At 65.9% G+C, this 25,893-nt stretch carries 26 protein-coding genes; 11 read left to right on the top strand and 15 right to left on the bottom strand.

Going from position 1 to position 25,893, the window contains the following annotated elements; all coding sequences use genetic code 11:
• The first annotated feature begins 9 nt into the window (after positions 1–9).
• A complete protein-coding gene (locus HMI57_RS03235; RefSeq protein WP_171584465.1) occupies positions 10–1,305 on the top strand; it encodes a hypothetical protein in 1,296 nt (431 codons plus the stop codon).
• A gap of 31 nt (positions 1,306–1,336) precedes the next feature.
• Here HMI57_RS03235 and HMI57_RS03230 read toward each other — a convergent pair whose 3' ends face one another.
• The 10 genes from HMI57_RS03230 to HMI57_RS03185 all read right to left on the bottom strand — a co-directional run bounded on the left by HMI57_RS03230 (position 1,337) and on the right by HMI57_RS03185 (position 11,655).
• Complete coding sequence (locus HMI57_RS03230; protein WP_171584464.1) at positions 1,337–2,377, bottom strand: hypothetical protein; 1,041 nt, start codon at positions 2,375–2,377, stop codon at positions 1,337–1,339.
• Entirely contained in the window at positions 2,374–3,138 is a 765-nt protein-coding gene (locus HMI57_RS03225; RefSeq protein ID WP_171584463.1) for a CPBP family intramembrane glutamic endopeptidase, read from the bottom strand. The genes HMI57_RS03230 and HMI57_RS03225 overlap by 4 nt, the downstream gene beginning before the upstream one ends.
• A 1-nt stretch (position 3,139) precedes the next feature.
• Positions 3,140–4,927: a SagB/ThcOx family dehydrogenase gene (locus HMI57_RS03220; RefSeq protein WP_171584462.1), complete on the bottom strand. Its 1,788-nt coding sequence runs from the start codon at positions 4,925–4,927 to the stop codon at positions 3,140–3,142.
• Positions 4,928–4,948: 21 nt separating this feature from the next.
• Entirely contained in the window at positions 4,949–5,911 is a 963-nt protein-coding gene (locus tag HMI57_RS03215) for a hypothetical protein (RefSeq protein ID WP_171584461.1), read from the bottom strand.
• Positions 5,912–5,954: 43 nt separating this feature from the next.
• Entirely contained in the window at positions 5,955–6,365 is a 411-nt protein-coding gene (locus HMI57_RS03210) for a hypothetical protein (protein ID WP_171584460.1), read from the bottom strand.
• A gap of 13 nt (positions 6,366–6,378) precedes the next feature.
• On the bottom strand, positions 6,379–7,830 hold the full coding sequence (locus HMI57_RS03205) for a YcaO-like family protein (protein WP_171584459.1): 1,452 nt from the start codon (positions 7,828–7,830) through the stop codon (positions 6,379–6,381).
• Positions 7,831–7,870: 40 nt separating this feature from the next.
• Positions 7,871–8,794: an ABC transporter permease gene (locus HMI57_RS03200; RefSeq protein WP_216607084.1), complete on the bottom strand. Its 924-nt coding sequence runs from the start codon at positions 8,792–8,794 to the stop codon at positions 7,871–7,873.
• A complete protein-coding gene (locus tag HMI57_RS03195; protein ID WP_171584458.1) occupies positions 8,791–9,729 on the bottom strand; it encodes an ABC transporter ATP-binding protein in 939 nt (312 codons plus the stop codon). Before HMI57_RS03195 ends, HMI57_RS03200 begins: the two co-directional genes overlap by 4 nt.
• 416 nt (positions 9,730–10,145) lie before the next feature.
• Positions 10,146–11,291: a cofactor assembly of complex C subunit B gene (locus tag HMI57_RS03190; protein WP_171584457.1), complete on the bottom strand. Its 1,146-nt coding sequence runs from the start codon at positions 11,289–11,291 to the stop codon at positions 10,146–10,148.
• Positions 11,292–11,466: 175 nt separating this feature from the next.
• Positions 11,467–11,655 carry a hypothetical protein gene (locus HMI57_RS03185; protein ID WP_171584456.1) on the bottom strand — a complete coding sequence of 63 codons (189 nt, stop codon included), beginning with the start codon at positions 11,653–11,655 and terminating at the stop codon, positions 11,467–11,469.
• A 159-nt stretch (positions 11,656–11,814) separates the two neighbouring features.
• Between HMI57_RS03185 and HMI57_RS03180 the strand changes: the two genes are divergently transcribed.
• The gene (locus HMI57_RS03180; protein ID WP_346655120.1) at positions 11,815–12,549 is read left to right on the top strand and encodes a response regulator transcription factor; all 735 of its coding nucleotides are present in this window, start codon (positions 11,815–11,817) and stop codon (positions 12,547–12,549) included.
• Between the two features lie 222 nt (positions 12,550–12,771).
• A complete protein-coding gene (locus tag HMI57_RS03175; protein WP_171584455.1) occupies positions 12,772–13,146 on the top strand; it encodes an SdpI family protein in 375 nt (124 codons plus the stop codon).
• Positions 13,147–13,174: 28 nt separating this feature from the next.
• Here HMI57_RS03175 and HMI57_RS03170 read toward each other — a convergent pair whose 3' ends face one another.
• From HMI57_RS03170 to HMI57_RS03160, 3 genes are all read right to left on the bottom strand, one after another.
• Positions 13,175–13,753, bottom strand: a complete 579-nt coding sequence (locus HMI57_RS03170) for an HhH-GPD-type base excision DNA repair protein (RefSeq protein ID WP_171584454.1) — start codon at positions 13,751–13,753, stop codon at positions 13,175–13,177.
• Positions 13,754–13,821: 68 nt separating this feature from the next.
• Complete coding sequence (locus tag HMI57_RS03165) at positions 13,822–14,868, bottom strand: NAD(P)-dependent alcohol dehydrogenase (protein ID WP_171584453.1); 1,047 nt, start codon at positions 14,866–14,868, stop codon at positions 13,822–13,824.
• 96 nt (positions 14,869–14,964) lie between these two features.
• Complete coding sequence (locus HMI57_RS03160) at positions 14,965–15,537, bottom strand: MOSC domain-containing protein (protein ID WP_171584452.1); 573 nt, start codon at positions 15,535–15,537, stop codon at positions 14,965–14,967.
• Between the two features lie 60 nt (positions 15,538–15,597).
• Between HMI57_RS03160 and HMI57_RS03155 the strand changes: the two genes are divergently transcribed.
• The 7 genes from HMI57_RS03155 (at position 15,598) to HMI57_RS03125 (ending at position 22,154) form a co-directional block, all read left to right on the top strand.
• Positions 15,598–16,059, top strand: a complete 462-nt coding sequence (locus tag HMI57_RS03155; RefSeq protein WP_171584451.1) for a Fur family transcriptional regulator — start codon at positions 15,598–15,600, stop codon at positions 16,057–16,059.
• Positions 16,060–16,176: 117 nt separating this feature from the next.
• Positions 16,177–16,437, top strand: coding sequence for a hypothetical protein (locus HMI57_RS03150; protein WP_171584450.1), 261 nt, complete (start codon positions 16,177–16,179; stop codon positions 16,435–16,437).
• 87 nt (positions 16,438–16,524) lie between these two features.
• On the top strand, positions 16,525–17,862 hold the full coding sequence (locus HMI57_RS03145) for an LssY C-terminal domain-containing protein (RefSeq protein WP_171584449.1): 1,338 nt from the start codon (positions 16,525–16,527) through the stop codon (positions 17,860–17,862).
• Positions 17,859–18,524, top strand: coding sequence for an SDR family NAD(P)-dependent oxidoreductase (locus HMI57_RS03140; RefSeq protein ID WP_171584448.1), 666 nt, complete (start codon positions 17,859–17,861; stop codon positions 18,522–18,524). Before HMI57_RS03145 ends, HMI57_RS03140 begins: the two co-directional genes overlap by 4 nt.
• A 50-nt stretch (positions 18,525–18,574) precedes the next feature.
• Positions 18,575–19,045: a GNAT family N-acetyltransferase gene (locus HMI57_RS03135; RefSeq protein ID WP_171584447.1), complete on the top strand. Its 471-nt coding sequence runs from the start codon at positions 18,575–18,577 to the stop codon at positions 19,043–19,045.
• Positions 19,046–19,170: 125 nt separating this feature from the next.
• Positions 19,171–21,072: an alpha-amylase family glycosyl hydrolase gene (locus HMI57_RS03130; protein WP_171584446.1), complete on the top strand. Its 1,902-nt coding sequence runs from the start codon at positions 19,171–19,173 to the stop codon at positions 21,070–21,072.
• 35 nt (positions 21,073–21,107) lie between these two features.
• A complete protein-coding gene (locus HMI57_RS03125; protein WP_171584445.1) occupies positions 21,108–22,154 on the top strand; it encodes an LLM class flavin-dependent oxidoreductase in 1,047 nt (348 codons plus the stop codon).
• Between the two features lie 2 nt (positions 22,155–22,156).
• Here the strand turns inward: HMI57_RS03125 and HMI57_RS03120 are convergent, their stop codons facing one another.
• A complete protein-coding gene (locus HMI57_RS03120) occupies positions 22,157–23,257 on the bottom strand; it encodes an SDR family oxidoreductase (protein ID WP_171584444.1) in 1,101 nt (366 codons plus the stop codon).
• A gap of 191 nt (positions 23,258–23,448) precedes the next feature.
• On the opposite strand from HMI57_RS03120, the gene HMI57_RS03115 reads away from it, so the two are divergent.
• A complete protein-coding gene (locus tag HMI57_RS03115) occupies positions 23,449–24,105 on the top strand; it encodes a response regulator transcription factor (protein WP_171584681.1) in 657 nt (218 codons plus the stop codon).
• A 108-nt stretch (positions 24,106–24,213) separates the two neighbouring features.
• Here the strand turns inward: HMI57_RS03115 and HMI57_RS03110 are convergent, their stop codons facing one another.
• Positions 24,214–25,884, bottom strand: a complete 1,671-nt coding sequence (locus tag HMI57_RS03110) for a GAF domain-containing sensor histidine kinase (protein WP_171584443.1) — start codon at positions 25,882–25,884, stop codon at positions 24,214–24,216.
• Between the last annotated feature and the right edge of the window lie 9 nt (positions 25,885–25,893).

Genomic DNA, 25,893 nt, shown 5'->3' with positions numbered 1-25,893 from the left:
TGGAGTCTCATGACCGCCCTGCCTGCCCCAACCGCGTTATCCACTGCCGCGGTGTCGGTACTCAGCAAGAACTGGGCAGGATCGCACACCCTTCCCGCCAGCGGCCTCTACCCCCACCAGTGGAGTTGGGACTCGGGGTTCATTGCCCTCGGGCTGCGACACGTTGAACCCGACCGCGCCCAACAGGAGCTGGAGTCCATCCTCAGCGGGCAGTGGGACGACGGCCGGCTCCCGCAAATCATCTACGACGTCAGCCGCGACGACGACTACTCGCCGGGCGCCTCGTTCTGGCGGTCGACCGACCTGCCCGCGGCACCGGTGGTGCCCACCACCGGGCTGATCCAGCCGCCCAACCACGCGTGGGCTGCGTGGGAAGTGCACCGCACCAATCCGGCGGCGTCGGAGCGGAACGATTTCCTCCCCCGCGTGTATCCGCGCCTGGTGGCCTGGCACGAGTACCTCGCCACCCGCAGGAACCGCGGCGGGAGGGGGCTGGCCAGCGTCATCCACCCATGGGAGTCGGGAATGGACAACTCACCGCTGTGGGATGAAGCGCTGGCGCGCATCCCCGACACCCCACAGCACACGATCCGCCGCCCTGACCTCCTGCACGCCGACGCCGGCGAGCGCCCCAGTACCAAGGAGTACGGCCGCTACTTCTGGCTGGCGGAGCAGTACCGCGACCACGGGTGCGACGACCTCGGCGGGAAGGACAGCTTTGTGCTCGAGGACCCCACGTTCAACGCGCTCTGGGCGCAGTCGGAGTTAGCCCTGGCCCTCATCGCCGCCGCACTCGGCAAGGACGACAGCGGCCATCTGGCGCGCGCCCAAACGTTGACCGATGCGCTGGAGCACCTGTACGACGACGACCTGGGGCTCTACGTTGCCCGGGATGTCACCACGGGCGCCCTGGTGCGCAAACCCACCATCTCCGGGATCATTCCGCTGATCCTGCCGGGCCTCGCGCACGCCGAGGCGGTACTGGCAACCCTGATGGGGCCAGGGTTCCTGGCCGCCGCACCCCACATGGTGCCCAGTTACGACCTGCGCGCCCCCGACTTCGAACCGGCCCAGTACTGGCGCGGACCCGCGTGGTTCAACATGACCTGGCTGGTCATCTTCGGGCTGCGGGTGCAGGGCGCCCACTCCGCCGAGGCGGATCGCCTGGCCGCCAACCTGCAGTCCCTGGCCCTGGAGCACGGGTTCCCCGAGTATGTGGATCCCCTGACCGGCGCCCCGCACGGCACCCGGAACTTCAGCTGGACCGCCGCCCTGGCGCTGGATCTGCTGCACCGGTCGGTGTAAGCCCGGACGGGGCGCCCGACCAGTGGCGCCGTCAGTCAGGCGGCCCGAAGAGGGCGACCCCCAGCAGCTGTGGATCGACGATGCCGGCGTGCCGCAGGATGCTGCACTCCTCCCGCCAGGAATAGCCCGGGAGCGAGGTCAGCTGGGGTGACCGGGTGGCGGGAATCAGCGGCCCGGGCAGCTGGCCCACCGTTGTGAGCAGGTTGGCCCAGCCGTCCTCGGCCCGGACCGCGTCGTCCCGGGTGGGTTCGATCAGGCCCGCGTGCTGGCGCAACTGCCGTTTGCCGACCAGGTACCCGCCGGGCCGTTTCATCTGCCGCACGTACGCGGCGTGGGGAAGGACCGGCTCAAGTTCCTCCAGGAACGGCGCCTCCAGCGCCTCCCGCAGGAACACCGAGCGCCGCAGCGCCAGGAGCTCGGTGCCCACTGTGACACCGCGGTCGTGCAACTCCTGGCCCCGGCCGACGCCGGGCGATGCGTCGTCGGCCCAGCGGTGCAGAATCCCGACCGCTCCCTCGTCGCCTTCACGGAGCAGGTCAGCCACCGAGGGGATGTGGTCGCCGGGGAGCAGGTCCTCGGTTCCGTGCCAGGGGCCGCGGTAGCACACCCGCTGTCCCCGGGCGTGGGCGGCCGTGAGGATGTCATGCGCCGCCGCCGTGCTGCTGACCCGGACGTTGACCCATCCGGTGTGATGCGCCACCGCTGTGTCGACTGCTGCCGCTATCGACGCCGGATCGCCCACCCAGTAGTCCCGTTCCGACCGGGGTGAAGCGTCAACCAGTGTGGGTCCCCCGCCGGTGATCCGGGGAAGGGGCCGCTCGCCGGGGTCCCGGCGTGCGACCAGTGCGCGCAGCAGCGCAAGTTCCTCCCAGGTGGAACTCTCGATGCGGACCCCTGTCAGCCCATGCTCGGCCCAGAAGCCGAGAATGGCAACGGTCGCCCGTTCCAGCGGGTCGGTGAGGGAATTCCGGTACCCCCCGATTCCCACCGAGGCGTCGATGGCGAGCGGTGTTGTGGCGTGGGCACCCGGCACCATTCCGCCGTGCTCGCGGGTGCCGTGAAGGGGATTCATTCGACTGTCTCCTTGATTCTGGCTGGACGGCCGGGCTTCCGGCTGACGAACTGGCGGCGGACCCAACTTTGGTAGAGCAGGTGGATCGGAGCCGACACAAACAACGCGCCGGCCGCCCAGGCCCCGCAGCCCAGGACGACGCCGAAGAGCAACTTCCCCAGCACCGAGGCCAGGCCGAACCCGATGTGGTTCACCGCGTACAGTGCCGCGGGCACCACAATGGCCACCCAGACCGGGAACCCCAGCAGCACCAGCACCACGGGCATGGCGACACGGAACAGTGACTCCTCCCCGGCGACGGCCAGCAGCGACACCGACCAGTAGCGTCCCGGCCGGGCAGCGGTCCGGCCGACCTCGCTCATCGTCTCGGCCCGCTCCGGGAGATTCAACGCCAACAGTTCGGCGGGCAGTGCGCCGCTGCGTGGCTTCTTCATCCGGCTGACCCACCGCAGGATCAGCGACTCGGCGCGGAACGCCGCCCGGGCAGCCAACCCACAGGCCACCAGCACACCGGCGGTCACCCAGGGATTGGCTGCGGCCCCTCCTAGGGTCCAGGCGACCGCGAGAGAGGTACCGCCGGCCCCAGCCAGCAGGGCCACGTCGGAGAGCAGCAGCCAGGCGCCCACCAGACTCGCCAATCCCAGCGTCACCGGCGCTGCCACCACAATGTGGCGGCGCCACGCCGGCCGGATGCTGCAGGCCGCCACGCTCAGGGCAACCGCAACAAAGACCCCCAGTGCAACCGCCAGCACCTGGCTCATCTCAACCGCCGTGACTCAACCTGTTGGGGCGCCCGACGGCCATCAGCGCTGCAACGAACGCGTCCTGGCCCTCGTAGCCGAGGATCCGGTTCAACACCTCATCGAAGTAGCCGGCCACGGCACAGGAGCCGAGCCCGAGCGCCGCCGCCACCAGTCCCAGGTTCTGCATTAGCGCACCCTGGTCCAGGTGGGAGATCCGGTACCCGCGGGTCTTGTACTTCCAGTTCACCTTCTTCTGGTCGTTCACCAGAGCCAGCACCACCGGAGCGTAGAACAGCCACTCCGATTCGAAGGTGGCGGTCACCAGGGACAGGCGCAGATCTCCCCTGAGGCGTGGGACCAGCGCGTGCCCCACCTTGTCGTAGACGTAGTACCCCGGGACAACGCCCTCGACCCGGCTGATGATCAGCCCGAGTTCGTTACTGTCCAGGCCGCCGATGCTCGGGTAGGGGAACTTGGGCATGCCCCGGACCCCGTAACCGTCCTCCGTCCCGGTGCTGCCTGCTGCGAGATGGAGCAGCCCGGCCAGTTCGTCGAGTTCCAGGGGGATGTTTTCGTAACTGCGGACCGAGCGGCGCAGTTGCAGTGCTTCGGCGAGGGTTGCCTCCGGGACGTCGGGCACCTCGGGCAGCGGGATCCCGGCCCCATCCGGCCGCGTGAAATGCACCAGCTCATCAGGGAGTTGGGTGCTGCCCTGCTCAGCGGTGAAGAATTCCTGCACCGAGCGTTCGAAGATCCGGTGAGTCACCCGCTGCAGCGTCGCCGGCAGACCCAGCTCGAGTACGTCGGCTGTCGCCGCGAGCGCCTCGTTTACCGCCAGCCGGTCACTTGCCGTGAGCCCGTCGAACTGCGCGGCCACCTCCAACGCCTCGGCGCTTCGTCCAGCCACCGGACCCGGCTGATGCGAGCCCGGAACCGCGTCCGTCGCCGGGTCCGCCTTTGCGTCAGCCGCTGCTGGAGAAGGGGTCGGAGGGGAGGTCGGCACTGATGCTGCTGGTGCGGGTGCTGACGGCGGCGGGCCGGGCTGCGGTGCCGCTGCCAGGTTCAGGACGGCCACCAGGGACCGCTCGACGCCGTCGCACCCCAGCACCTGGTTCGCTGTCGCGTCGATGAAGTTCTCGATGATCCGCACGCCGATCTCGACGGCGGGGTGGGCTCCAGCAGCGAAGATCGCCCCGGTGAGCACCCCGGCGGTCAGCCCGACGCTGCGCACCGCCCGGTCCCCGGAGAGGTACGAGGATCGGGCCAGGTGCCCCACCACGAAGATCAGCCCGTCGCTGGCACCCAGATCCTGGTCCGGAACTGCTGCCTGCAGTTTGCTCTGGTGGGCACTCTCCCAGCTCTTCTCAAGCAGGAATCCGGGCGCCCCGGGCACGCACCGCCACAGCGCTCCGTCGATCAGCACCAGCACGTCCAGCGCGTACAGGGAATCTACCACCGCGGGGTTACTCCACATCGGGCTGAGCAGTTGCTGAAGTCGTGCCGGCAGTTCGCTGGCGTGCAGCGTCCACCGGGTCTCCTGCTCATGGAGCCTGTTGAACGCGTTGAGCGTGGTCTCGAAGTAGAACTTCCGCACCGTGGACCGGGTGTCGTCGTCGGGCAGGCGGGTGTAGCTGGCCAGCGTGTGCTGGGAGTTCAGCTGGTACGACTCGGCCAGGGAACCGGCGACGGATCCCACCCGGCTGGTCGTTGAGTCGATGGTGTCGGGGTCAAGCTCGGTCACGGTGGTCGGCGGGATGAGGGTTTGCTCCAGCATGCGGCGCAGCTGGTCATCCGGGCGTGTGGTCATGGTGTGCTCCTCGGACTTCGGTTAGAGGAAGGGGTGGCGGAGGTCGTCGCGGCTGGCGATGTCACGCGGGGTGCGCGCCAGGCGAATGACGCGGTCACGGATGATGTGGAGGCGCTCCACGTCGATCCTGATCACGTGGTTCTCCAGGAAACTGCCCTTCCCGGTCAGGTGCTGGAGCGCCGCAAAGGAGGCATAGGACGCGGCCAGATCGGCTACCGCGAGCGGCACCTGCGCTGTCGCGGGTATCGACGGGGCGGCGGTCTTCATGAACTGGTAGTCCATCCGCATGGTGCGGCCGGCCTCGTCCATGGTGTCCAGGTCGTAGTAGCTCACGGTGATTCCCGGCACGAAGGTGGGGCCCACCATCGCTTCCCCGCCGTCCACATAGACCAGCTGCCAGGGGGTGCCGGTCTCCATCGCGGCCTCATCCGCGTCGTAGAACAGCCCGGGATTGAGCGTGTCGGATGCCACCACCACCAGGTCGCTGGACTCGAACGACCCGGCCAGCTCACCCACCACCGGTACCTCGGCCGCGAGCAGGTCACCGAGCTGGCGGGCTATCGCCTCGGCCACCCTACCTTCGCCGAGGACGACGACGACGGCGGGCGGCGGCGCCTTGTCGACTCCCATCCCCGCCACCAGGTATCCGTAGTCGCGGGCAGCCTCAGTGATCAGCGCCTTGCCGTCCAGCAGATGCCGGGTGAACTCGGCCGCCGTCTGCGGGTCCAGCCCACTGGCCGTCGCTGCCTCTTCGGCAGTGACGGGTGAGGAGAAGGCCTCAGTGAAGTTGGCGAGCTGCCGCCGATTCTTCGTGTCTTCAATCCGGTGAGTGCTGCTGGACCGCGATCCGTGGCGGACGAATACCTCGTTGTCTGAACATCGGATGATGGCCACCGCCGGATTGATGATCAGTCGTGGCGCATCGGCGTCCGTCGGGATGCCTGCGGAGTCCTGCGGGGTTTCGGTGGAGATGGTGTCAGTCATGGCTGCTCCTTGGTGGACTTAGATAGGGCCTTAGCTGTTGGGTTTAGCGGGTGGAGGCGGTTGGGGCGGAGAAGATGCCGGACCGGGTGGCCAGCAGCGTGAAGATGAGCGCGCCGACGCTGGTTGCCACGATGGCTGCAGCCCACCACGGGTATTCGGCCAGGAGCAGGGCACCGCCAATAGCCGAGTAGAGGCAGTAGGCACCGGTGGAGACCACGCCGAACCAGGACCGCAGGGCCAGGAACACGATGCTTGAGCCGAGGAAGGCGAGGGTGAGGAACAGGCCCGGGCCCACCGCCGTCGGCGGCACCACACCGGCGATTCCTTCGGGGTTGAGGAGTCCGATCACGATCAGTGGAGCCTTCAGGCCCAGTGCGACAATGGCCGCCACGAGCCAGACCGGGGTGATGGCGCGCGGTGTGGTTTCGGTGAGGCCATGCTGGGTGGTTTCCATGGTGTGTCCTTCCTTAGGGGTAGGGCAGGGGGTCGGTGGGCATGTCCGCCAGGGTCCAGTCGGTGGACTGGAGACCGAGCTTCGTCCGGAGGTGGCGGTAACGGGAGTGGCCGAGCATGGGCAGGTTTGGCGGGAAGGCGGGAACCACCTCGGGGACGAAGACCTTCCGTAGCCGGACCTTGTCGAACCCTTCAGGGGTCAGATCGAAGGCGATGGGTGTCAGCCCGTGGCGGGCGAAGAGGTCGAGGATGGCCTGGTACTCGTTGGCGGGCTTCTCCACCGGGAGCTCGGACAGCAGGACCGTCGGCTGGTCGGGTGCCCTGAAGTACCAGTCGAGCTTCGGTTGGTTCTCCTGGTAGCCGTAGTAGGGGACCACCTGAATGAAGTTCTTGAAATCCTGGGGCTTGGCGTCCCGGTTGATGCCGAACATCCGGCTGAAGCCCATCGCGAGTTCCCATTCGGCGGCCAGCAGCGGTGTGCGCACCATCCGCTCGGCCTGGACCACTTCGCTGAGGGCGCTGCGCACCGCCTGATCGATGGTCAGCCCCACGCCACCGCCGGCCATGTAGGCGTTTTCCTTCAGGCCCTCATCCCAGGTGATTGCGGTGACGACGTAGATGCCCTCGAGGTCGAGCTGGTGCAGGTAGAAATCCATGGTGACGCCGGCACGTTCGGCGTCCGCGAGCCAGCTGTTGATCCGGGGGTCGTTGAAGGTCCGGTCCACGGTCAGTTTGGTCAACGGGACCTTGCAGAACCAGGAGAGGTTCACGGCGTCGCGTTCGAGGACCTCCAGCAGGCCGTGGCTGAGCGCTTCCTCGTCGTTGACATGGGTGGCCAGGCCGCCGGAGCTGGAAGCCCCAATGCGGGCCTCCCCCGGTTCGGAAATGTAGAACAGGTGCACCAGTTGGGCTGGCACCCAGTGGTCCTCCCCGGTCAGGAGGTTGGTTCCGCGGTGCCAGGCCAGCGATGTGTCCCAGGTCCATCGTTCGCACCTGAACCCTTCGGCGCTGAGCTGTTCCTCGGTGAACAGGCTGTAGTCCTCCGGGCTGACGAACGTCAGGCCCCGGTCCTGCATCTGGGCTGCTGTCGCCACCAACTTGTCCTCGGGTCCCAGTTGGGTCATTGAGGAGAAGGAACCGAGCATGCGTTCAATCGCTTCGCCGAGGGAGGACGCCACCGAGTCGAACAGGGTGAGGCCCTTGCCGCCGCCGTAGATGTCGCGGTCCAGCCCGGCATTCAGGGCGCCGAGGCCCAGCATCCGGCGGAAGGTGTGGTCCAGCGAGAAGGGGCTGGCTGATCCCTGGAACCCGCCGGTGCCGAGGCCCGAACGAAAGGTCGTCAACACGTTGCGAATTTGTCCGAAGGGGCTGTAGACGGCGAGCATGTCCTGCAGCGCGGCGTCGCGTTCGTGGCTTTGCGCGACGGGGGCCCACGGAATTTCGTGGTTGTAGACGGTGTGCTTCATGATGCCTCCTGGCTGGTTGGTGGGTGCTAGGGAAGTGGGTTCAGGCGCGTTTCCAGAAGCGCAGCCCGAGCAGGACACTTCCCACCGTGAGTGGCAGCACCGCCCAGAGGCGCAGCCACTGGGTGCTGGTGAGCTCGAGCCCGGCGTACACACCGGTCATGACGTCGAACCACTGCTTCAGGGGGTTCCACTCGAGGATGTCCTGCAGCAGTTGGGGCAGGCCGTCGACCGGCGCTGCAGCACCGGATCCGAAGAACATGACGAAGAAGACGACGGCGCTCAGTGCCTGGATGGTGCGCGATCCCACGGGAAGGGTACCCAGCAGGAAGCCCAGCGCACTGAGCCAGGCGATCAGGCCCAGGGCCAGCGCGATGAAGCGCCAGTTGCCGGCGGCGGGCAGCAGTCCGTGCTGTGCCGCGATGATTCCGGTGATGACGGCGCACGCCGCGACCACCAGGGTGAGCATCGACAGCAGCGTGGCGGACGCGAACAGCCAGCCGGGCAGCGGGAGCACCCGGTAGCGCCGGATCACTGACCGCATGCGCAGTTCCGACAGGTAGATGGGCAGCCCCATCAGGAGCAGGTTCGCTGCCACCGTTCCCACCAGTGCCGGGAACATCACGTCGATGAACCGCGCGCCATTGGGCAACATCTCGCTCGCGTAGGGGATGCCGATGAAGACATAGATCACCAGGGGGAAGGCCAGCGAGAAGAAGACTGCGACAGGTTCACGGAGCAGCAGCGTCAGTTCCTGCCGGAGCCAGGCCCAGAGCATCCGACCGGCGGGGGCCCGCTGGGCGGTGATGCCGCGCGGTCCGGGCGTTCCCGGCCCATCGGTATCACCGGGACGGTGGCCGGTGATGGCATTGGGGCTGTCTCCGGGACGGGTGCCATCCACGGGAGGAGTGCTGTTGTCTGCGGCGGGACCACTTGGGGTGGGCCGGTCGGTGAGTTTGCGGGTCATGACGGTCCTTGAGCTGGGGAAGCTGTTGAGGTGAGGTTTGCCGCGTAGGCGTAGACGTCTTCAAGGCGGATGGGGCCACTGAGCAGGTCCGAATAGGTGAGCCCACCGGCCGAGCGTTCCAGGTCAATATCCTGCGCAAGCCGTTCGAGGTGCTGCCGCTCGCCGATCACGCTGATGTTCTCCCCCTGGCGAAGGGGATGTTCGCCGCGGTCCCTGAAGAAGTCCGAGGTCCGGTCGCCAGCCTCGGTGAGCCGGATGCGCCAGGCGCCGCCGGCGGAGGCCAGTACCTCCGGCACCGTGCCGTCCAGGAGCAGCTTTCCCCGGTGCAGCAGCAGCAGGCGGTCGGCGAAGGCTTCGGCCTCGGTCAGGTCGTGGGTGGATGCCAGCACCGCCGTCCCACGGGAGCGGAGGCTGCGGAGGAACTCCCACAGCTCGGCGCGGGCCATCGGATCCAGTCCGCTGGAGGGTTCGTCGAGGATCAGCAGTTGCGGCCGTCCGACGCAGGCGAGGGCGATGTCCAGCCGGCGCTGCCAGCCTCCGGAAAGGCGGTCCACCATCTGGTTCATCCGGTCAGTCAGGCCCAGCTGGCGCAGGATGGAATCCACCGGCCCCGGATCCTGGTACAGGGCTGAAACGGACCTCACGGCTTCCTTGACCTTGAGCCGTTGCGGCAGTCCGCCCTCCTGCAGCTGGACCCCGATGTCGTACCGGTGAAGACCACCGGGGACCACCTTCTTGCCATTGATGACCACGGTGCCGGAGTCCGCCGATCGAAGGCCTGAGAGAATTTCCATCGCTGTCGTCTTGCCGGAGCCGTTGGCGCCGACCAGAACCACGATGCTGCCTGGGCTGATGCTCAGGTTCAGCTCATCCAGGGCTGGGCGATCAATCCCCGGATAGCGTTTCGATACGTTTGTCATAGTCGCGATAGTCATGAGGTAACCGTTCCTCGTAGTGTGCGGGTGGGTGTTTGGTGTGGGCGGTGCCGCCCTCTGAATGTCCGGCACCACCCACACCACCTGCCTGGTGGGGTCCTAGAAAATGGATGCCCAACACCAGCAGCAGCAGGAGCAGCACCACCCGCCGGGGGCCACTGCGTTCTCGCCGGTGAAGTGCTTTTCTTCAGTGCGTCCAAGAGTTGAGAGCATGTTGTTCACCTCCTTTTGGAAGGTTTACGGACCATCACCGGCCTCTCCGGCAGAGCACCGGATGCGTCGGCCAGTCCGACCTTCATGGCTCATCCTCGCAACGGGAAACACCAGGGGGTATCGGTCAAACGTGTCGACCTTGTGCGACTAAAGGAGCACGCCAAAAAGACCGCAAAGCAGGGTATGGCCTCGCAGGACCGGGCTCAGGCGTGGGGGAGGATGGCCCGTACGGTCCAGCCGTCGGCGTCGGGACCCACGAAGAGGGTGCCCCCGAACAGGGTGGCCCGTTCCTTCATGCCGACCAGTCCGATCCCGGAGCCGGGAAGGCTCATGGGCCGCGCGTCCCGCGGAGGGGTGTTGCTGACCACGAGGATTACGCCGTGCTCGCCCTCGGTGATGGAGATGGACACGGAAGTGGAGGTGCCAGCGTGTTTGAGGATATTGGTGGTGGATTCCTGGGTGATCCTGATCAGCGCCAGTTCGATGCTTCGGGGTAATTGCAGCTGCTCGGGGACATCGCAGGTGACAGCGATCCCCATTGACCGCATTGTTCCCACGACCTTTTGGAGCTGGCCTTCCAGGGTGACGGCCGGGTCGTCCGCCTCGGATCGCGCGGCATCCCAGTCGGGGCCGTGCAGCACCTGCAACATCCGTCGCAGGTCAACGAGGGTCTGCCGGGCGGCGTCGCCAATGACGTCCTGCGACTCCCTGCGCTCGACGTCGGTCACGGTGCCGTTGAGGACCCGCGCATGCATGGCGACAATGGTCAGGCCGTGAGCGACGACGTCGTGCAACTCCCGGGCGATGCGTTGCCGTTCTGCGCAGATAGCCTCCTGCTCATGTTCCTCGCGCTGCTGGAGGTCGAGTTGATGCCGCTCGGTCCTCGCGGCCGCCCGACGGAAGTAGAGGCCGGTGGTGCACCCGATGGCGAAAAGCAGGATGTAGGCCACCAGAAAGGGAACTTCGCGTGGGACGGCGACGGCAACCACCAGGCACCACACACCAAAGACTGCGAGGTAACTGACCAAGAACCGTTGGACGGCGGTCGCGGCGACGAACCCGCCGATGATGCTGAAGGCCAGGGCGGCGTAGGTGGTGTTGCCGGTGGCGATACAGATGAACCCGGCGGGGATGAAGACTGCCGCGCTGAAAGTGGACCGCCATACCAGGAGGCACACTGCGAGCGTGGACCAGATCAGGGTGGGAAGCGCCGCCGATGTCAGCGATGACTGTTCCTGGGTGATGAGGAACAGATCCGAGGCCGAGGAGAGCAGGGCCGCAAGAATGACAAAGACCCTGACGAAAGCGGGGATGGGCCGTGCGTCCCAGAACTTCTTAGGCCGCGACACTGCCTTTCCCGGGGTCCGGTCACGGCCAACGACACGTTCCACGGACTGTCGGACGGGGCGAGGGCGCGCATCCGAGAGTTTCATTCACCTATTATGACCAAGACACCCCCGCTTGAGGGGCTATTCCCGCCCCTATTTGTGCCGGGCCGACAAGAGGCAAGACCTTGAATCGGGATCAACACCAGTCAACGAAACGACACAGGTAGCGGCGCATGCTGTCGCCGAGGCCATCGGGAGACGCCGACTCCGGTGCGTTCTGCGCCTGGTGGGTGGCTGCAGGCAACGTGTGGGCGAGCGCCGGCGTTCCGGACGAGGTGCTCACCGAAAGCAGTGACAGAGCAAGAGCAAGAGATGCAGTTTTCATGGTTCCCCCTGGCAGATACTGTGATGCTGCACGCGGTAGCAGTGCAACCACCTTGATCATTGGCGCTGCGTCGGGGGAAAGGCAGACGTCTATCGTTGCTGAATACTTCCTACTTTTGTCGCATACTGCCCGGCCGGTGACGACGTTAGACTGACGATCGTGGAAGATATCCGGGTTCTCGTGGTGGACGATCAGCCGCTCATGGGGCGGGCACTGAAGATGTTCGTCAACGCTGCCAGCGGCATGACGACAGTGGGTGAGGCAACTGACGGAAACATCGCCGTCCAGCAATGCGCCGCCCTCAAGCCCGACGTGGTGCTCATGGATATGCAGATGCCTGTCATGAATGGCGTGGAAGCCACCCGGAAGATCATTGAAACCTGTCCCGGCGTGCGGGTGATCGCGGTGACGACGTTTTCCTCCGAACGGTACCTGGTGCCCGCGCTCAGGGCTGGCGCCTCCGGGTATCTGGTCAAGGATGCCGAACCCGAGGAGATCATCGACGCGATCAGGGCGGTGCACGACGGCGGCTGCGTCCTCTCCCGCAACGTCACCGAAGCGCTGATTTCCTCGATCCGCGAGGCGCCCGAGATTCCCGAGGAGCTCCCGCCGTCCTCCCCCGCGTCGGTCGAGGCGCTGACTCCCCGGGAGACGAAGATCGTCCAGCTACTCGGCCAGGGAATGTCCAACGCCGAGACCGCCCGCGAACTGCACCTCGCAGAAGCCACCGTCAAGACCCATCTGGGTCGCATCATGGCGAAGTGGAAAGTGCGGGATCGGGTGCAGGTGGTGATCTTCGCGGCGAAGAACGGGGTCATCCAGCTGAATAGCGGCACTCCCGGGCAGCCCGGCATCCATCAACCCAGCATCCATCCCTCGCGGAACCCCCACTAACCTGCCGGGCGATCGTATCCTCCTGCCCTGGGGTGTGCAGCTGTGGCGGGTGGCCTGGATAACTCGTGCAGCTCTGGCGTGTTGTCCGGCTTTACACCCGCCACAACTGCACATTCTGGTCACGACGGCGGCCCCCACCCGGCCCGCACCCGCCACAGCTGCACATCACCCGCCCGCTCGGAGGACTCCCCCCAAAAAAAAACGGGTTGCTAGGGTGAAATCATGGATGGGGAGATTGTGGTTCGGGGGCTTCTGTTCGTCGTCATGGTGGGATCGGGGATCCTGATGCTGTGGCTGGCGGGGGCCGCGGCGAGCGGACGACTGAAACGGAACCCGTATGCGGGTATCCGGGTCCCGGTGACCATGGCGAGCGACCAAGCGTGGCTCGCGGCCCATCAGGCAGCCAAGAGGCCCACGCACATAGCTGGCTGGTGCGCCGTCGCGAGCGGCATTCCGTCAATTCTTCCGGTCTCCATGTCGGTTGCCATGGTGGCCGTGTTCATCGGTTCGATGGCCCTGCTGGGCTTCGTGCTGTACGGCGCGAAACAAGGTAGCCGGGCGGCGCGGAACCTGCCGCCGGAGTCCGCCCCCGGGTGAATCAGCCCCGCTGATCAACCGGGGCTGATCAGCCCTTCGCCTTCGCGGCAGCCTTCGCCGCACGTTTGGTTTCGCGCACCTTGGTCAGAGACTCAGGATCCACGATGTCGGCTACTGAGCGGAAGCTGCCTTCCTCGCCATAGGCGCCGGCGCTCTCACGCCAGCCGTCGCCGTCGTACCCGTATTGCTTGCCCAGCAGCGCCAGGATGATTCTGGCCTTCTGTTCCCCAAATCCGGGCAGGGCTTTGAGCCGCTTGTAGACTTCAGCGCCGTCGGGGTTGCCGCGGGTCCAGATCTGGGAGGCGTCGCCGTCCCAGTCCTCCAGAAGAGTGGTGCAGAGTGTCTGGATGCGTGCTGCCATATTTCCCGGGTACCGGTGGACGGCGGGAGGGGTGCGGCAGAGGTCGACGAACTCGTCGGGGTCCTTGTGGGCGATCGTCACTGCGTCGAATGCCCCGAGCCGGTCCTTGATTTTCGCGGGACCGATGAACGCGGTCTCCATCGCAACCTGCTGGTCCAGCAGCATCCCGATCAGCAGGGCCAGTGGTTCCTCGGACAGGAGCTGATCGGCGGCGGGATCGTCGGTGATGTTCAGGTGCGCAGTCATAACCCTGAGTTTAACGGGCGAACGCCCGGCGGGAGTAGCTCCCGCCGGGGGTTCAGCAACTCAAGAGGTTAGTTCAGCGTCGCGGTGTCGATGACGAAGCGGTAGCGAACATCCGAGGCGAGGACGCGCTCGTAGGCCTCGTTGATCTTGTCAGCGGAGATAACCTCGATCTCGGCGCCCAGGTGGTGCTCGGCGCAGAAGTCCAGCATTTCCTGGGTTTCGCGGATGCCACCGATCATGGAGCCAGCGAAGGAGCGGCGGCCACCGATCAGGGCGAAGGCGTTGACGGGCAACGGCTCAGCCGGTGCGCCAACGTTGACCAGGGCGCCGTCCAGGGACAGCAGGCCCAGGTAGTCGCTGATCGGGATGGTGGCGCTGACCGTGTTGATGATCAGGTCGAACGAGCCGGCGAGTTCGGAGAACGTGTTCTCATCGCTGGTCGCGTAGTAGTGCTTTGCGCCCAGACGCAGACCGTCTTCCTGCTTCTTCAGGGACTGCGACAGCACGGTGACCTCGGCGCCCATCGCGGCAGCCAGCTTCACGGCCATGTGGCCGAGTCCGCCCAGCCCGACGACGGCGACCTTCTTGCCGGGTCCGGCACCCCAGTGCTTCAGGGGTGAGAACGTGGTGATGCCGGCGCAGAGGAGCGGCGCGGCGACGTCGAGCTCGATGCCCTCAGGGATCCGCACAACAAAGTCCTCGGTCACGACGACGTGGGTGGAGTAGCCGCCCTGGGTGATCGACCCGTCGCGGTCCTTGGCGCCGTAGGTGCCGGTGTTGCCCTTGAGGCAGTACTGCTCCTCGCCGGCTTCGCAGTTCTTGCACTCGCCGCAGGAGTTCACCATGCAGCCGACACCCACGCGGTCGCCGACCGAGTGCTTGGTGACGTTGGAGCCGACTTCGGTGACAATGCCGGCGATTTCGTGGCCGGGTGCCAGCGGGTAGGACTGGGGTCCCCAGTCGCCGCGGACGGTGTGGATGTCAGAGTGGCAGATTCCGGCGAACTTGATGTCGATCATGACATCATCGGGGCCGACGTCGCGGCGCTCAATGGTGGTGGCAATCAGGTCTTCTGAGGCCGAGGGCGCGGCGTAAGCGTTGACGGTCGTAGGCATAGATAGCTCCTGCAGGTTGGTTGCTGGAAATTCTGGTTCCTTAGCGGCAACGTCGTCAGCCGGCTGCGTATTCCCCGCCAGCGAAGTCATTGTGGGTCAGGGCAGCCGGGAGGGACGGCGGATGGTCGCCTCTCCGGCAAGCTCCGGCTGAAGCGGGACCGGGCTGATAAGTACCGCGGGACCACGGTGAAGCACCCCGTCGGAGACCGGTTGGCAGCGCACCCCACCGCGCCCCCGCATTGCCGCGTGGGCTCCAGGCGCCAGCATCCGGTCCATCCAGGCACAGGGGTGGGCGGGCCGCCCTGCCAGCAGCCGCACCACATCACCCTGGGAGTGCAGTTCGAACTCGTAGCCGAGCAGTGGGTGCAGCTGGGCGCCCCGCACGATGACGTTCCGCCGGGTCAGCAGGGGATCGAACGGGTCGGCACCCAGGAGAGAGGCAATGTCTTCGAGCGCCTCCACGGCCATCAGCGTCACGGCGGCGTCCATGTGGGCGGCCTTGCCAAAGAAGCGGTCCCCCACGATCCCCTTCCCGGCAACCACCTCAGCCCGGTCGGCGTCGGCAGTGGGTACGTCGGCTGCACCGTCGCGGGCGCGGCCGAAGTAGGCGTGCGCTGGCGAGACGAGCAGGTGCAGCACCTCGACGTCGTACCGGTAGGTCTCACTCATCGTCCAAGGCTATCGTCTTAGTTGTTTTGACCTAATCAAAACAACTGGTACAGTTGAGGCATGGCCACCGGCACTAAACCGCAGACTCATCCCGAGGAGCTCAAGGGCACCATCAGGGCATCGGGCCTGAAGGTGACTGCCCCGCGTGTCGCCGTGCTGGAGGTTCTCCAGCACGCACCGCATTCAAGCGCGGAACAGGTGTTTGCCGAGGTACGGAAAACCCTGAGTGGAACCTCCGCCCAGGCGGTCTATGGAATTCTGGCGTCGTTCACCGGCGCCGGACTGGTGCGGCGCTTCGATCCTCCCAACTCACCGGCCCTGTTTGAATGCAGGGTAGGCGACAATCACCACCACCTGTCGTGTGTTGGTTGTGGGTTGATCCAAGATGTCGACTGCGTCATCGGCGAGGCGCCCTGCCTCACCCCGTCCGACGACTCAGGTTTCACCATCTACTCGGCCGAGGTCACCTTCAACGGTCTGTGCCGTTCCTGCCAGACCAACGGTCCGCCCGAAACCGGGTAGACCACAGCACTTCCCCTAGGTATTGCCGACGCGGCACACCGCGATCTGTCATGCCCACCCAAACTTTCAACGCTGAACAGCCCGGCTATTTTGTCGTGCCCAAAAAGGAGATCCACCATGTCAGTCCTGAACCGTACCGCCCCCGCTCACTCAGCCACCCGTCGCACCGTAGACACACTTGCCACTTCCGGCACGGCAACTTCACCGCTGCCCCTGCTGGGCGGACGCTACGTCACCACCGGGGGCCCCGGCTCAGCGGCCGAGGGACGGTATGTGACCACCGGCTCCAACGCCGCGGTTGTCTCCCGGGGTACCTACGTGACGTCCACCAACCGGCCCGCCGGACGCACCGAAGGCCGCTACACCGACCGCGGCTAGGCGGCACTCCGGGAACTCCGGCAACAGGGACGAAACCAGGGCCTGAAGTCCCTTCAAATAGCCCCTGATTGATGCTTGCCTTGACCCATGACCGGTTCCCCTTCCGGGACGGGCGCCGTGGCGGACGATGAGCCCGCGACGGGCAGCCCCCTCGACACGGCATTGTTCGTCTTCAGCGGCCTGGCCGCGATCTGGCTGGCTGCGCTCCTGTTTCAGGAGAGCTTCCAGTGGAACCACTGGTGGTTCACCATCATCTTCTGGGCGGTGCTTGCCTACCTGGTCCTGCCCCGACTGCACCGGATCCTGAGCAGGATCTACCTTCCCGACTATTTCATCGGCAGGGCGCGCACCAGCGATGGACTGCTGGGCGATCCCATCAACGTGACCCTGCTCGGTTCCGAGGCCGCGGTCCATACCTCCATGCTGAGGGCTGGCTGGACCCGCGCCGACGAGATCGACGCAACCAGCACCCGGCGCATCATCGTTTCCACAGTCACCCGCCGGAGCTACGACGAAGCACCCGTCAGCCCCCTGTTCGTCTTCGGACGGCAGCAGGATTTCGCCTATCAGCAGGAGGTGAATGGGAACCCGGGGAAGCGGCACCACATCCGGTTCTGGCGCTGCCCTCCGGGATGGGTTCTGCCGGGCGGCACCGACGTGGACTGGCTGGCGGCGGGCACCTACGACAAATCGGTGGGGTTCTCGCTCTTCACCCTGCAGATCACGCACAAGATCGAAACCGACATCGACGAAGAGCGCGACTACGTCATCGACTCGCTCACCTCCTCCGAGCCGGAGGCGACGGTGCGGATCCTGCGGAACTTCTCCACCGGCTACCACTCCCGCAACGGGGGCGGGGACAATATCCAGACCGACGGGCACCTGCCGGTCATCGATCTGCGGCCCGTCGACGTCGGTTCCACGGCCCAATCCCTGGTTACCGACAGTCGGGACCGCCGCCCGGCGCCCACCACCTTCGGCGCCTCCCTGGTGTTTCTGCGTGGCCTGACGGCGCTCATCCTTGCCGCCTTGCTCTGGACCGGTGACCTGACGGTCGTCGCGGGGCAGGAGCTCGACGAGTACGCGCCAGTGGTCGCCGGCATCGTCGGTGCCTTCGCGCTGCTCGAGGTCCTCCTGGCGTGGCTGTTGCTGCGCGGAAGCAACAGGGCGCGGATCGCGGCCATGCTGCTGAGTGTGGCGGGAATCATCACTGCGGCGACCGACGTCGTCAATGGCGGCCCGGGGATCACCCTCAGCACCAACCTGATCGGGGTGGGCCTGGATATTCTCCTGATCATTGCGCTGACCAGTCAGCGTTCCCGCACCTACGCTCATCGGCGCAGCGGGCACCGGACCAGGAATCGCAGCCGGCAAAACACCGCCGAAGGAATACCTCAGTCCCCTGAGCACTTGCACGAAGTATGACAACTATTGCAATTATCGGAGCAGGAGCAGGTCTCGGAGCCGCCGTCGCGCGCAAGTTTGGCGCTGAAGGCTACTCGGTGGGACTCATCTCACGGAACCAGGGCCGCCTCGACGCCCTGGCTGACGACCTCGCAAAGGACGGGGTCCACGCGAAGGGATTCGTCGCCGACGTGCGCAACCCGGACTCCATCGCCAAGGCGCTGGAGCAGGTGACGGAGACCCTCGGCCCCATCGAGGTCCTCCAGTACAGCCCGCTGCCGCAGAAGGACTTCATGCGCCCCGTGCTGGAGACCACCCCGGCGGACCTGGTGGGACCCATCGAGTTCTCCATCTACGGCCCGGTCGCCGCTGTGCACCAGGTGGTGCCCGGCATGCGTTTCCTCGGTGAGAACCGTGGCACCATCCTCTTCGTCAACGGCGGATCTGCGGTCAAGCCGGGCCGCGGGGTCACTGGAACCTCGGTGGCCTTCGCCGGTCAGGCAGCCTACGCCCAGCTCCTCAACGAGGTGCTCGGCGAGGAGGGAATCCAGGTGTCACAGCTGATCATCGGCGGCCGCATCGAGGCCGGCGACCCGGAGAAGGACCCCGCTGTCCTCGCGGAGATCCTGTGGGACCTGCACACCAAGCGCGACCGCTTCCGCCACCAGGTCAGCGAAGACTAGATTTACTGGGACAACTAGGTTTCACCGCTTCGGCGGGCGAGGATGATTCAATGATCCGGATTGAGCTCGACAACCCAGCGCGCGACGACGTCGCGCGGCTCCTGGATGAGCACCTTCTGGACATGTTCGCCACCTCGCCCGCCGACAGCGTTCACGCACTCGACCACACAGCGCTCTCCGGTCCGGACATCAGGTTCTGGACGGCCCGCGAGGGACCGGCCCTCCTGGGCTGCGCCGCCCTTAAGCGGATTTTGCCCAATGCCGGCGAAATCAAGTCCATGCGCACCGCCACCTCCGCACGTGGCCGTGGTGTCGCCTCGCTTCTGCTCTCGCACCTCGTCGACACTGCCCGCCGGGACCGGCTCGATGGGCTCTATCTGGAGACCGGGACCCAGGAGTACTTCGCTCCGGCCCGCCGGCTCTATCAGCGCCACGGATTCGCCGAATGCCCGCCGTTTGCGCACTACCGCCTGGACCCCAACAGCGTCTTCATGCACCTCGAGCTGCCCACCCTCCCCTAGGCGCGCGCAGCATCATCTAGCGGCATGACCGGGTCCGCCGTCGTACCCCATGAACAGCGCGACGGCGGACTCCAGCCCGAAGATGAAAGGATGGTGCTGACCACCTCACGGAAGGACCCTCCTCAATGGACGAGATCGTCGCCCAGGACGCGCGGCAGCATGTGCTCGCGGCCCTTGCCACCCAGCCAGCGTGGGTGGCGGACGACGACGGCGCCGCGTTCCTGCGCCGGTTCGACAAGAACTTCCCTGAGCTGTGCCGGTTGTTTTATTCGCTCTACGGACCGCAGAACGACTGGCTCGACCAGCTCACCCGTCTGGTCCTTGAGGCAGCCGGTTCCTGGCGGGACCGCCCCAGCGACCTGAAAGCCATCGACGCAGCGAAGGAATCGGACCCCGGATGGTTCCTTTCCAATTCGATGCTCGGCGGTGTCTGCTACGTCGACCGCTATGCGGAGAACCTCGACGGCGTCCACGCGAAGATCCCCTACTTCAAAGAATTGGGGCTCACCTACCTGCACCTGATGCCGCTCTTCCTCGCACCGGAGCCGCACTCCGACGGCGGGTATGCGGTCTCCAGCTACCGGGAGGTAAACCCGGCACTCGGTTCCATGGAGCAGCTACGGGCACTGGCCGCGGAGCTCCGCGCCAACGGGATCTCCCTGGTGGTGGACTTCATCTTCAACCACACCTCCAACGAGCACGAGTGGGCGCGGAAGGCAGCCGCCGGGGACCCCGAGTACAGCGATTATTACTGGATCTTCCCGGACCGGACCATGCCGGACGCCTTCGAGCAGCATGTCCGGGAGATCTTCCCCGATGACCATCCCGGATCTTTCGTGCCGACCCCCGACGGACGGTGGGTCTGGGCCACCTTCCACCGTTTCCAGTGGGACCTGAACTATTCCAACCCGGCGGTCTTCAGGGCGATGGCCCGCGAGATGCTGTTCCTCGCCAACCAGGGCATCGACATCCTGCGGATGGACGCAGTCGCCTTCATCTGGAAGCAACTGGGCACCACCAGCGAGAACCTCCCGGAAGCGCACACGCTGCTGCAAGCCTTCAACGCCCTCTGCCGGCTGGCTGCGCCGTCGCTCCTGTTCAAATCCGAGGCCATCGTGCACCCGGACGAGGTGGCACGCTACATCGACACCGCCGAATGCCAGCTCTCCTACAATCCGCTGCAGATGGCCCTGATCTGGGAAGCCCTCGCCACCCGCGACGCGTCGCTGCTCGGCCAGGCGCTGGAACGGCGCCACGCCATCCCGGAAAACACCGCCTGGGTGAACTACGTGCGCAGCCACGACGACATCGGCTGGACTTTCGCCGACGAGGACGCCGCCGAGCTGGGGATCAACGGCTTCGATCACCGGAAGTTCCTGAACTCCTTCTACGTCAACCGGTTCCCCGGCAGCTTTGCCCGTGGGGTGCCGTTCCAGGACAACCCGCGCACGGGGGACTGCAGGATTTCCGGAACGACGGCGTCGCTGTGCGGGGTGGACCACGACGAGGCGGCCGCCGTCGAGCGCATCCTGCTGGCGCACTCAATCATCTTCAGTACCGGTGGCCTTCCCCTGCTGTACCTCGGCGACGAGGTGGCCCAGGTCAACGACGACGAGTACATGTTCGAGGACGGCCACGCCGCCGATAGCCGCTGGGTGCACCGCCCACGCTTCCCGGAGGACCGCTACGCGCGCCGTCACGACGCCAGCACCCCCGAGGGGGCGGTGTTCGCCGGGTTGCGCCGGATGATCGAAGTCCGTGCTGCCACCCGCGAATTCGCGGGTACCTGGCTGGTCGACTTCGCCACCGGCAACCGCAGCGTGCTGGGCTACCAGCGTCCCGGAGAGGATTCAACCATCCTGGTGCTGGCGAACTTCAGCGACGAACCCCAGACCGTGGACGCCCTTACGCTGAGCGGGTTTGCGGCCGACGTCGTCAACTTGCTGACCCATGCGGCCCAGCGGCTCGACGGCGGGATCACGCTGGAACCCCGCGATTACCTCTGGCTCCGGGCGCAGCCCCGTTAGGGAATGCCGCCCTGCCCACAGTGGTTGCACCCGGTATGAAGAAGATTGGGTTTCTGTCCTTTGGTAACTGGTCCTCGGCGCAGGGATCACGCACCCCGACCGGCGGTGAGGCGCTCCTCCAGGCGATTGACCTGGCAGTCGCGGCCGAGGAGATCGGGATTGACGGCGCGTCCTTCCGGGTCCACCACTTTGCCCGTCAGCATGCCTCGCCCTTCCCGCTCCTCGCTGCGGTTGCTGCGCGCACCAGCCGGATCGAGATCGGCACCGGCGTCATCGACATGCGGTATGAGAACCCGTTATATATGGCCGAGGAGGCTGCTGCTGCCGATCTGATCAGCCGCGGCAGGTTGCAGCTGGGCATCAGCCGGGGATCACCCGAGCCAGCGCTCAACGGGGCCGCAACCTTCGGCTATGTCCCGGGCGACGGCGAGGACTACGCAGACCTGGCCCGCCGCCACACCGAAGTGTTCAGGTATGGGATCAGCGGCGCCGGTATCGCCGAAGCCGACCCTCGGATGGGGTCGGGGCTGTTGCCGATCCAACCGCAGTCTCCCGGGCTGAGCGAGCGGATCTGGTGGGGCGCAGGGACACGCAAGACGGCCGTCTGGGCCGCCGAGCAGGGTATGAACCTGATGAGCTCCACCCTGCTGACCGAGGACACCGGAGTGCCGTTCGACGAGTTGCAGGCCGAGCAGATTCAGATGTTCCGCGACACCTGGGCCGAGCAGGGGCATGGTTTTGAGCCACGGGTGTCAGTCAGCCGGAGCGTCATTCCCCTGGTCAGCGACGAGGACCGCCAGTACTTCGCGCTGAGCGCCCTCAGGGAAACCCGCGACCAGGTCGGAGTGCTCGACGGGGCCCTGTCCCGTTTCGGGAAGAGCTACATCGGTGAGCCGGACGTCATCGCCGAGCAGTTGGCCAACGACGCCGCCGTTCAGTCGGCGGACACCCTGATGCTCACCGTGCCCAACCAGCTGGGGGTCGATTACAACGCGCGGCTGCTGGAGAACGTTGCCGCCCATGTTGCTCCCGCCATCGGCTGGCGGCGCTCCTCACAGCTCGAGGACGCCGCCAACCGGTAACGTCAGGGAATGAGCTTCTCGGCGCGGTAACGCTCGAAGAGGTCGGTGAACGCATCGAGGGTCCGGCGGTACCCGGTAAATCTGGCGACCCGGCTCTTGCTCATGTCAGCGACGACCTCGAGGTTGCGGCCTAGATCGCCGTCGGTGTGCCACCAGGACGCCACCCGGTCGAGGCGCGGCTCGGCCAGGCCGTGTGCTGCGACGAGCTGCTCCCACTGTGGCTGCGCTCCTGCCATCTGGACTTCCAGGGTGCGCGGCTCATCACTGAATCCTTCGGCTTCGACCCCGAAATAGGTGGCGAGCTGCTGCCACATCCAGCGCCATCTGAACACGTCGCCGTTGACCACGTTGAACGCTTCGTTGGCACCGGTGGGTGTTGTTGCCGCCCAGACCATGTGGTCCGCGAGCAGCCCGGCGTCGGTCATGTCGGTCAGGGAGTTCCACTGGGTAGCGGACCCGGGGAAGATGAACGGCCGGCCGGCCTCCTTGCAGAGGGCCGCGTAGGCAGCGAGGGTCAGGCCCATGTTCATGGCGTTGCCGACGGCGTGACCGATCACTGTGTGCGCGCGGTGCACTGACCAGGTGAAGCCCTGGTTGGCTGCCGCAGCCCACAGTTCGTCTTCCTGGGCGTAGTAGAAATTGTTGACGGGCAAACGAGGCTCCTCCTCGCGGAAGGGCGTGTCCGGCATGTCCCCTTCGCCGTAGGCTTCGAACGGGCCGAGGTAGTGCTTCAGACCGGTCATCAATGCCACGTGGGCCACCGGCTTGTCGGCGAGCGCCTCCAACAGGTTCCGCAGCATCGCGGCGTTCACCCGGATGTTGGCTTCCTCGGTGTCCTGCCGCGCCCACGCGGTGAAGAACACATGGGTGGGGGCAACCTCCGCCAGGGCGTCGCTGAGCGACTGGGGTGAGGAGAGGTTGGCAGGGACGTACTGCACGTTGTCCCGTGGTGCCCCGGCGCTGCGGGACATGGCGAGCACCTGCCATCCCTCCCCCGTCAGCTTCTCCACCAGGGCGGACCCGGCAATGCCTGAGGAGCCGACGACCAGCGCGGTGCCGCCTGCTGGTCCGTCGGACGGGGATGAAAGTTCGCTATGACTCATGGGTGGTCTCCTTGCGTTGAACCTCGGGTGACAGGCACATTCCAGCGGAACGTCGAACTGTCCTACCTACGGCAAGCCGGTTCCACACCGAATAATTCCGCCGCTGGCACCCGTGACCGGGTCTTATGGCACTGCCCATAGGGGGTGTCACCGTCGATGATGGAACAACTGACGGATGATGAAAGACGATGATGACACACGATGCACCCAGTCCCACCCGACCCGTGACGGTCTTCCTTCTGGATGACCACGAACTGGTCCGACGAGGACTGCGGGACCTGTTGGAGGGTGAGGGGTTCACCGTAATCGGCGAAACCGGTTCGGCGGTGGAGGCCGTCCGCCGCATTCCGGCGCTGGCGCCCGACGTGACCATCCTTGATGCGCGGCTGACCGATGGGAATGGCATCGAGGTGTGCCGGGACGTCCGGTCGGTGGACCCCTCGCTGCAGTGCGTGATCCTCACCAGTTACGACGACGACGACGCCGTCCGCGGCGCGATCCTTGCCGGTGCTGCCGGGTACATCCTCAAGGAGATCCTCGGCTCCGACCTGCTCGACAAGGTGCGCCGCGCCTCACGCGGCGAGACGCTCTTCGACGAAGAGGTCAAGGCGCGGGTCATTGCCGGATTCTCGGCGGCGCAGCCCGAGGATCCGCGCCTCGCCGGTTTGACAGTCCAGGAGAAGAAGGTACTGGCACTGATCGGGGCTGGGATGACCAACCGGGAAATCGGCGCGGAACTGTTCCTCGCTGAGAAGACCATCAAGAACTACGTCTCCTCCGTGTTGGCGAAGCTGGGGTTCCAGCGCCGCACCCAGGCAGCCGTCTACATTTCACGTCCACCGACCTGAGTACCACCCCCTGGCTGGGGTTTCGTGAGCAACCTGGACAACGGTGGGCAACATCTTCGACCCGAAAGTCCAGGTTGATCCCGCCGGTCCAGGTTGCTCACCGGATCATCAGCCCAGTGGAAGCGTCACGTCAATGGTGGTGCCCTGCCCCAGCGCCGATGTGATCGTCACGGTCCCCCCGAGTGCTTCAGCGCGGTGCTGCATGTTCCGCAGGCCACTGCGCCGCCCGTTCTGCTCAAACCCTTGCCCGTTGTCGGAGATCCGCAGATTGACTGACTGCTTTCCCGCAATCAGGGCAACCGTGACCGTGGTTGCTTCGGAGTGTTGCAGGGCGTTGGAGAGCGATTCGCTCAGGATCGCTTCCAGCTGCGTGGCTGTCGCCTCCCGGACCGCTGTGTCCAGTGGCCCGGAGAAGTGGATCACCGGTTCAACCTCGGACCCATCGAGCACCCTGCGGACCAACGCCAGGATCCGCGAACTGAGCGCGTCCCCGCTGTGGGTGTCCGACTGCAGCGAGTAGATGGTGTCCCGCAACTCGCCAATGGTGGCGTCGAGCTCAGTGGTCACCGAGGCAATCCTGGCAAGGGGTTCCTCCCCGACCACGTGCTTCCGGAGACTCTGGATACTCAGGCCTGCAGCAAACATCCGCTGGATCACGAGGTCGTGCAGGTCCCGGGCGATCCGGTCACGATCCCCGAAGACGGCGTCCTGTTCCCGCTGGATCTGCATCTGGGTCAGTTCCAGGGCGGTCGAGATTTGGGAGGCGAAGGCCGCGACCATCCTCTGGTCCACCGGTGAGAAGGGCGGATCTTCCCGGGTTCGAACAATCACCAGGAATCGGGCGTGGTTCCCCCGGTCGCTGATCCTCGTATACATCGCGGCATCGAACAGATTGGCTTCGGTGGCGGGGAGCACATTGTGCAGCAAGTCTCCGTTCAGCACCGCAGTGTCCCGGTAGGGAAGCATCACCTTGCGCAGGGCGGACCCGTCACCGACCAGCCTGCCGCGCAGGCTGTCGCTGTGCAGCCCGAGCGCCACCTCGCAGTAGAGGGACTCCTCGGGCTCCATCCGGGTGAGGATCAGTACCAGGGACGATCCTGAGGCCTCTTTCGCGTATTCGGCAACGAGTTCCACATCGCTGAGGCTCCGCTCGGGGGACGTGTTCAGCAGCGCCCGGACGGCGTCCTGCCCACACTCAAGCCAGCGGGACCGCCGGGTTTCGGCTTCGAACAGGCGCATGTTCTCGATGGCGACCCCGGCAGCGGCAGCAAGGGCCACCGTCAGATCCTCATCGGACTGACTGAAGTCCCCACCACCGTTCTTTTCGGTCAGATACAGGTTGCCAAAGACAGTGTCGCGGACCCTGATCGGCACGCCGAGGAAGGACGTCATCTGGGGGTGGCCGGCAGGGAAACCGAACGACGACGGGTGCTTGCGCAAATCATGCAGCCGGAGAGGCTTCGGCTCGGTGATGAGGAGACCAAGCACGCCGTGCCCCACCGGCAGCTCACCAATCCTGCTGATCTGGTCCTCGTCCAAGCCCACAGTGATGAAATGACTCAGAATGCCATCCGGGCCGATGACCCCCAAGGCAGCGAACCTGGCATCCACCAACCGGCAGGCCGCCGAAACCACCCGTTCAAGCACCGTCTGCAGGCCCTGGTTCTCGGCAATTGCGGCGAAGCCGGCGAGCAAGTGGTCGATCCCGCCGGGTGGCGCGCTGTCGGCCGGAAATTCATCATCGGGATCGGCGACCTGAGTGGTTCGTGCGGGACTCATTGTGCGGCT

The sequence above is a fragment of the Arthrobacter sp. 260 genome, assembly GCF_013116745.1.
Taxonomy (GTDB): domain Bacteria; phylum Actinomycetota; class Actinomycetes; order Actinomycetales; family Micrococcaceae; genus Arthrobacter_D.
Note: the sequence above shows the minus strand (reverse complement) of the source record. Positions and strands in the feature narration are given on the sequence as shown.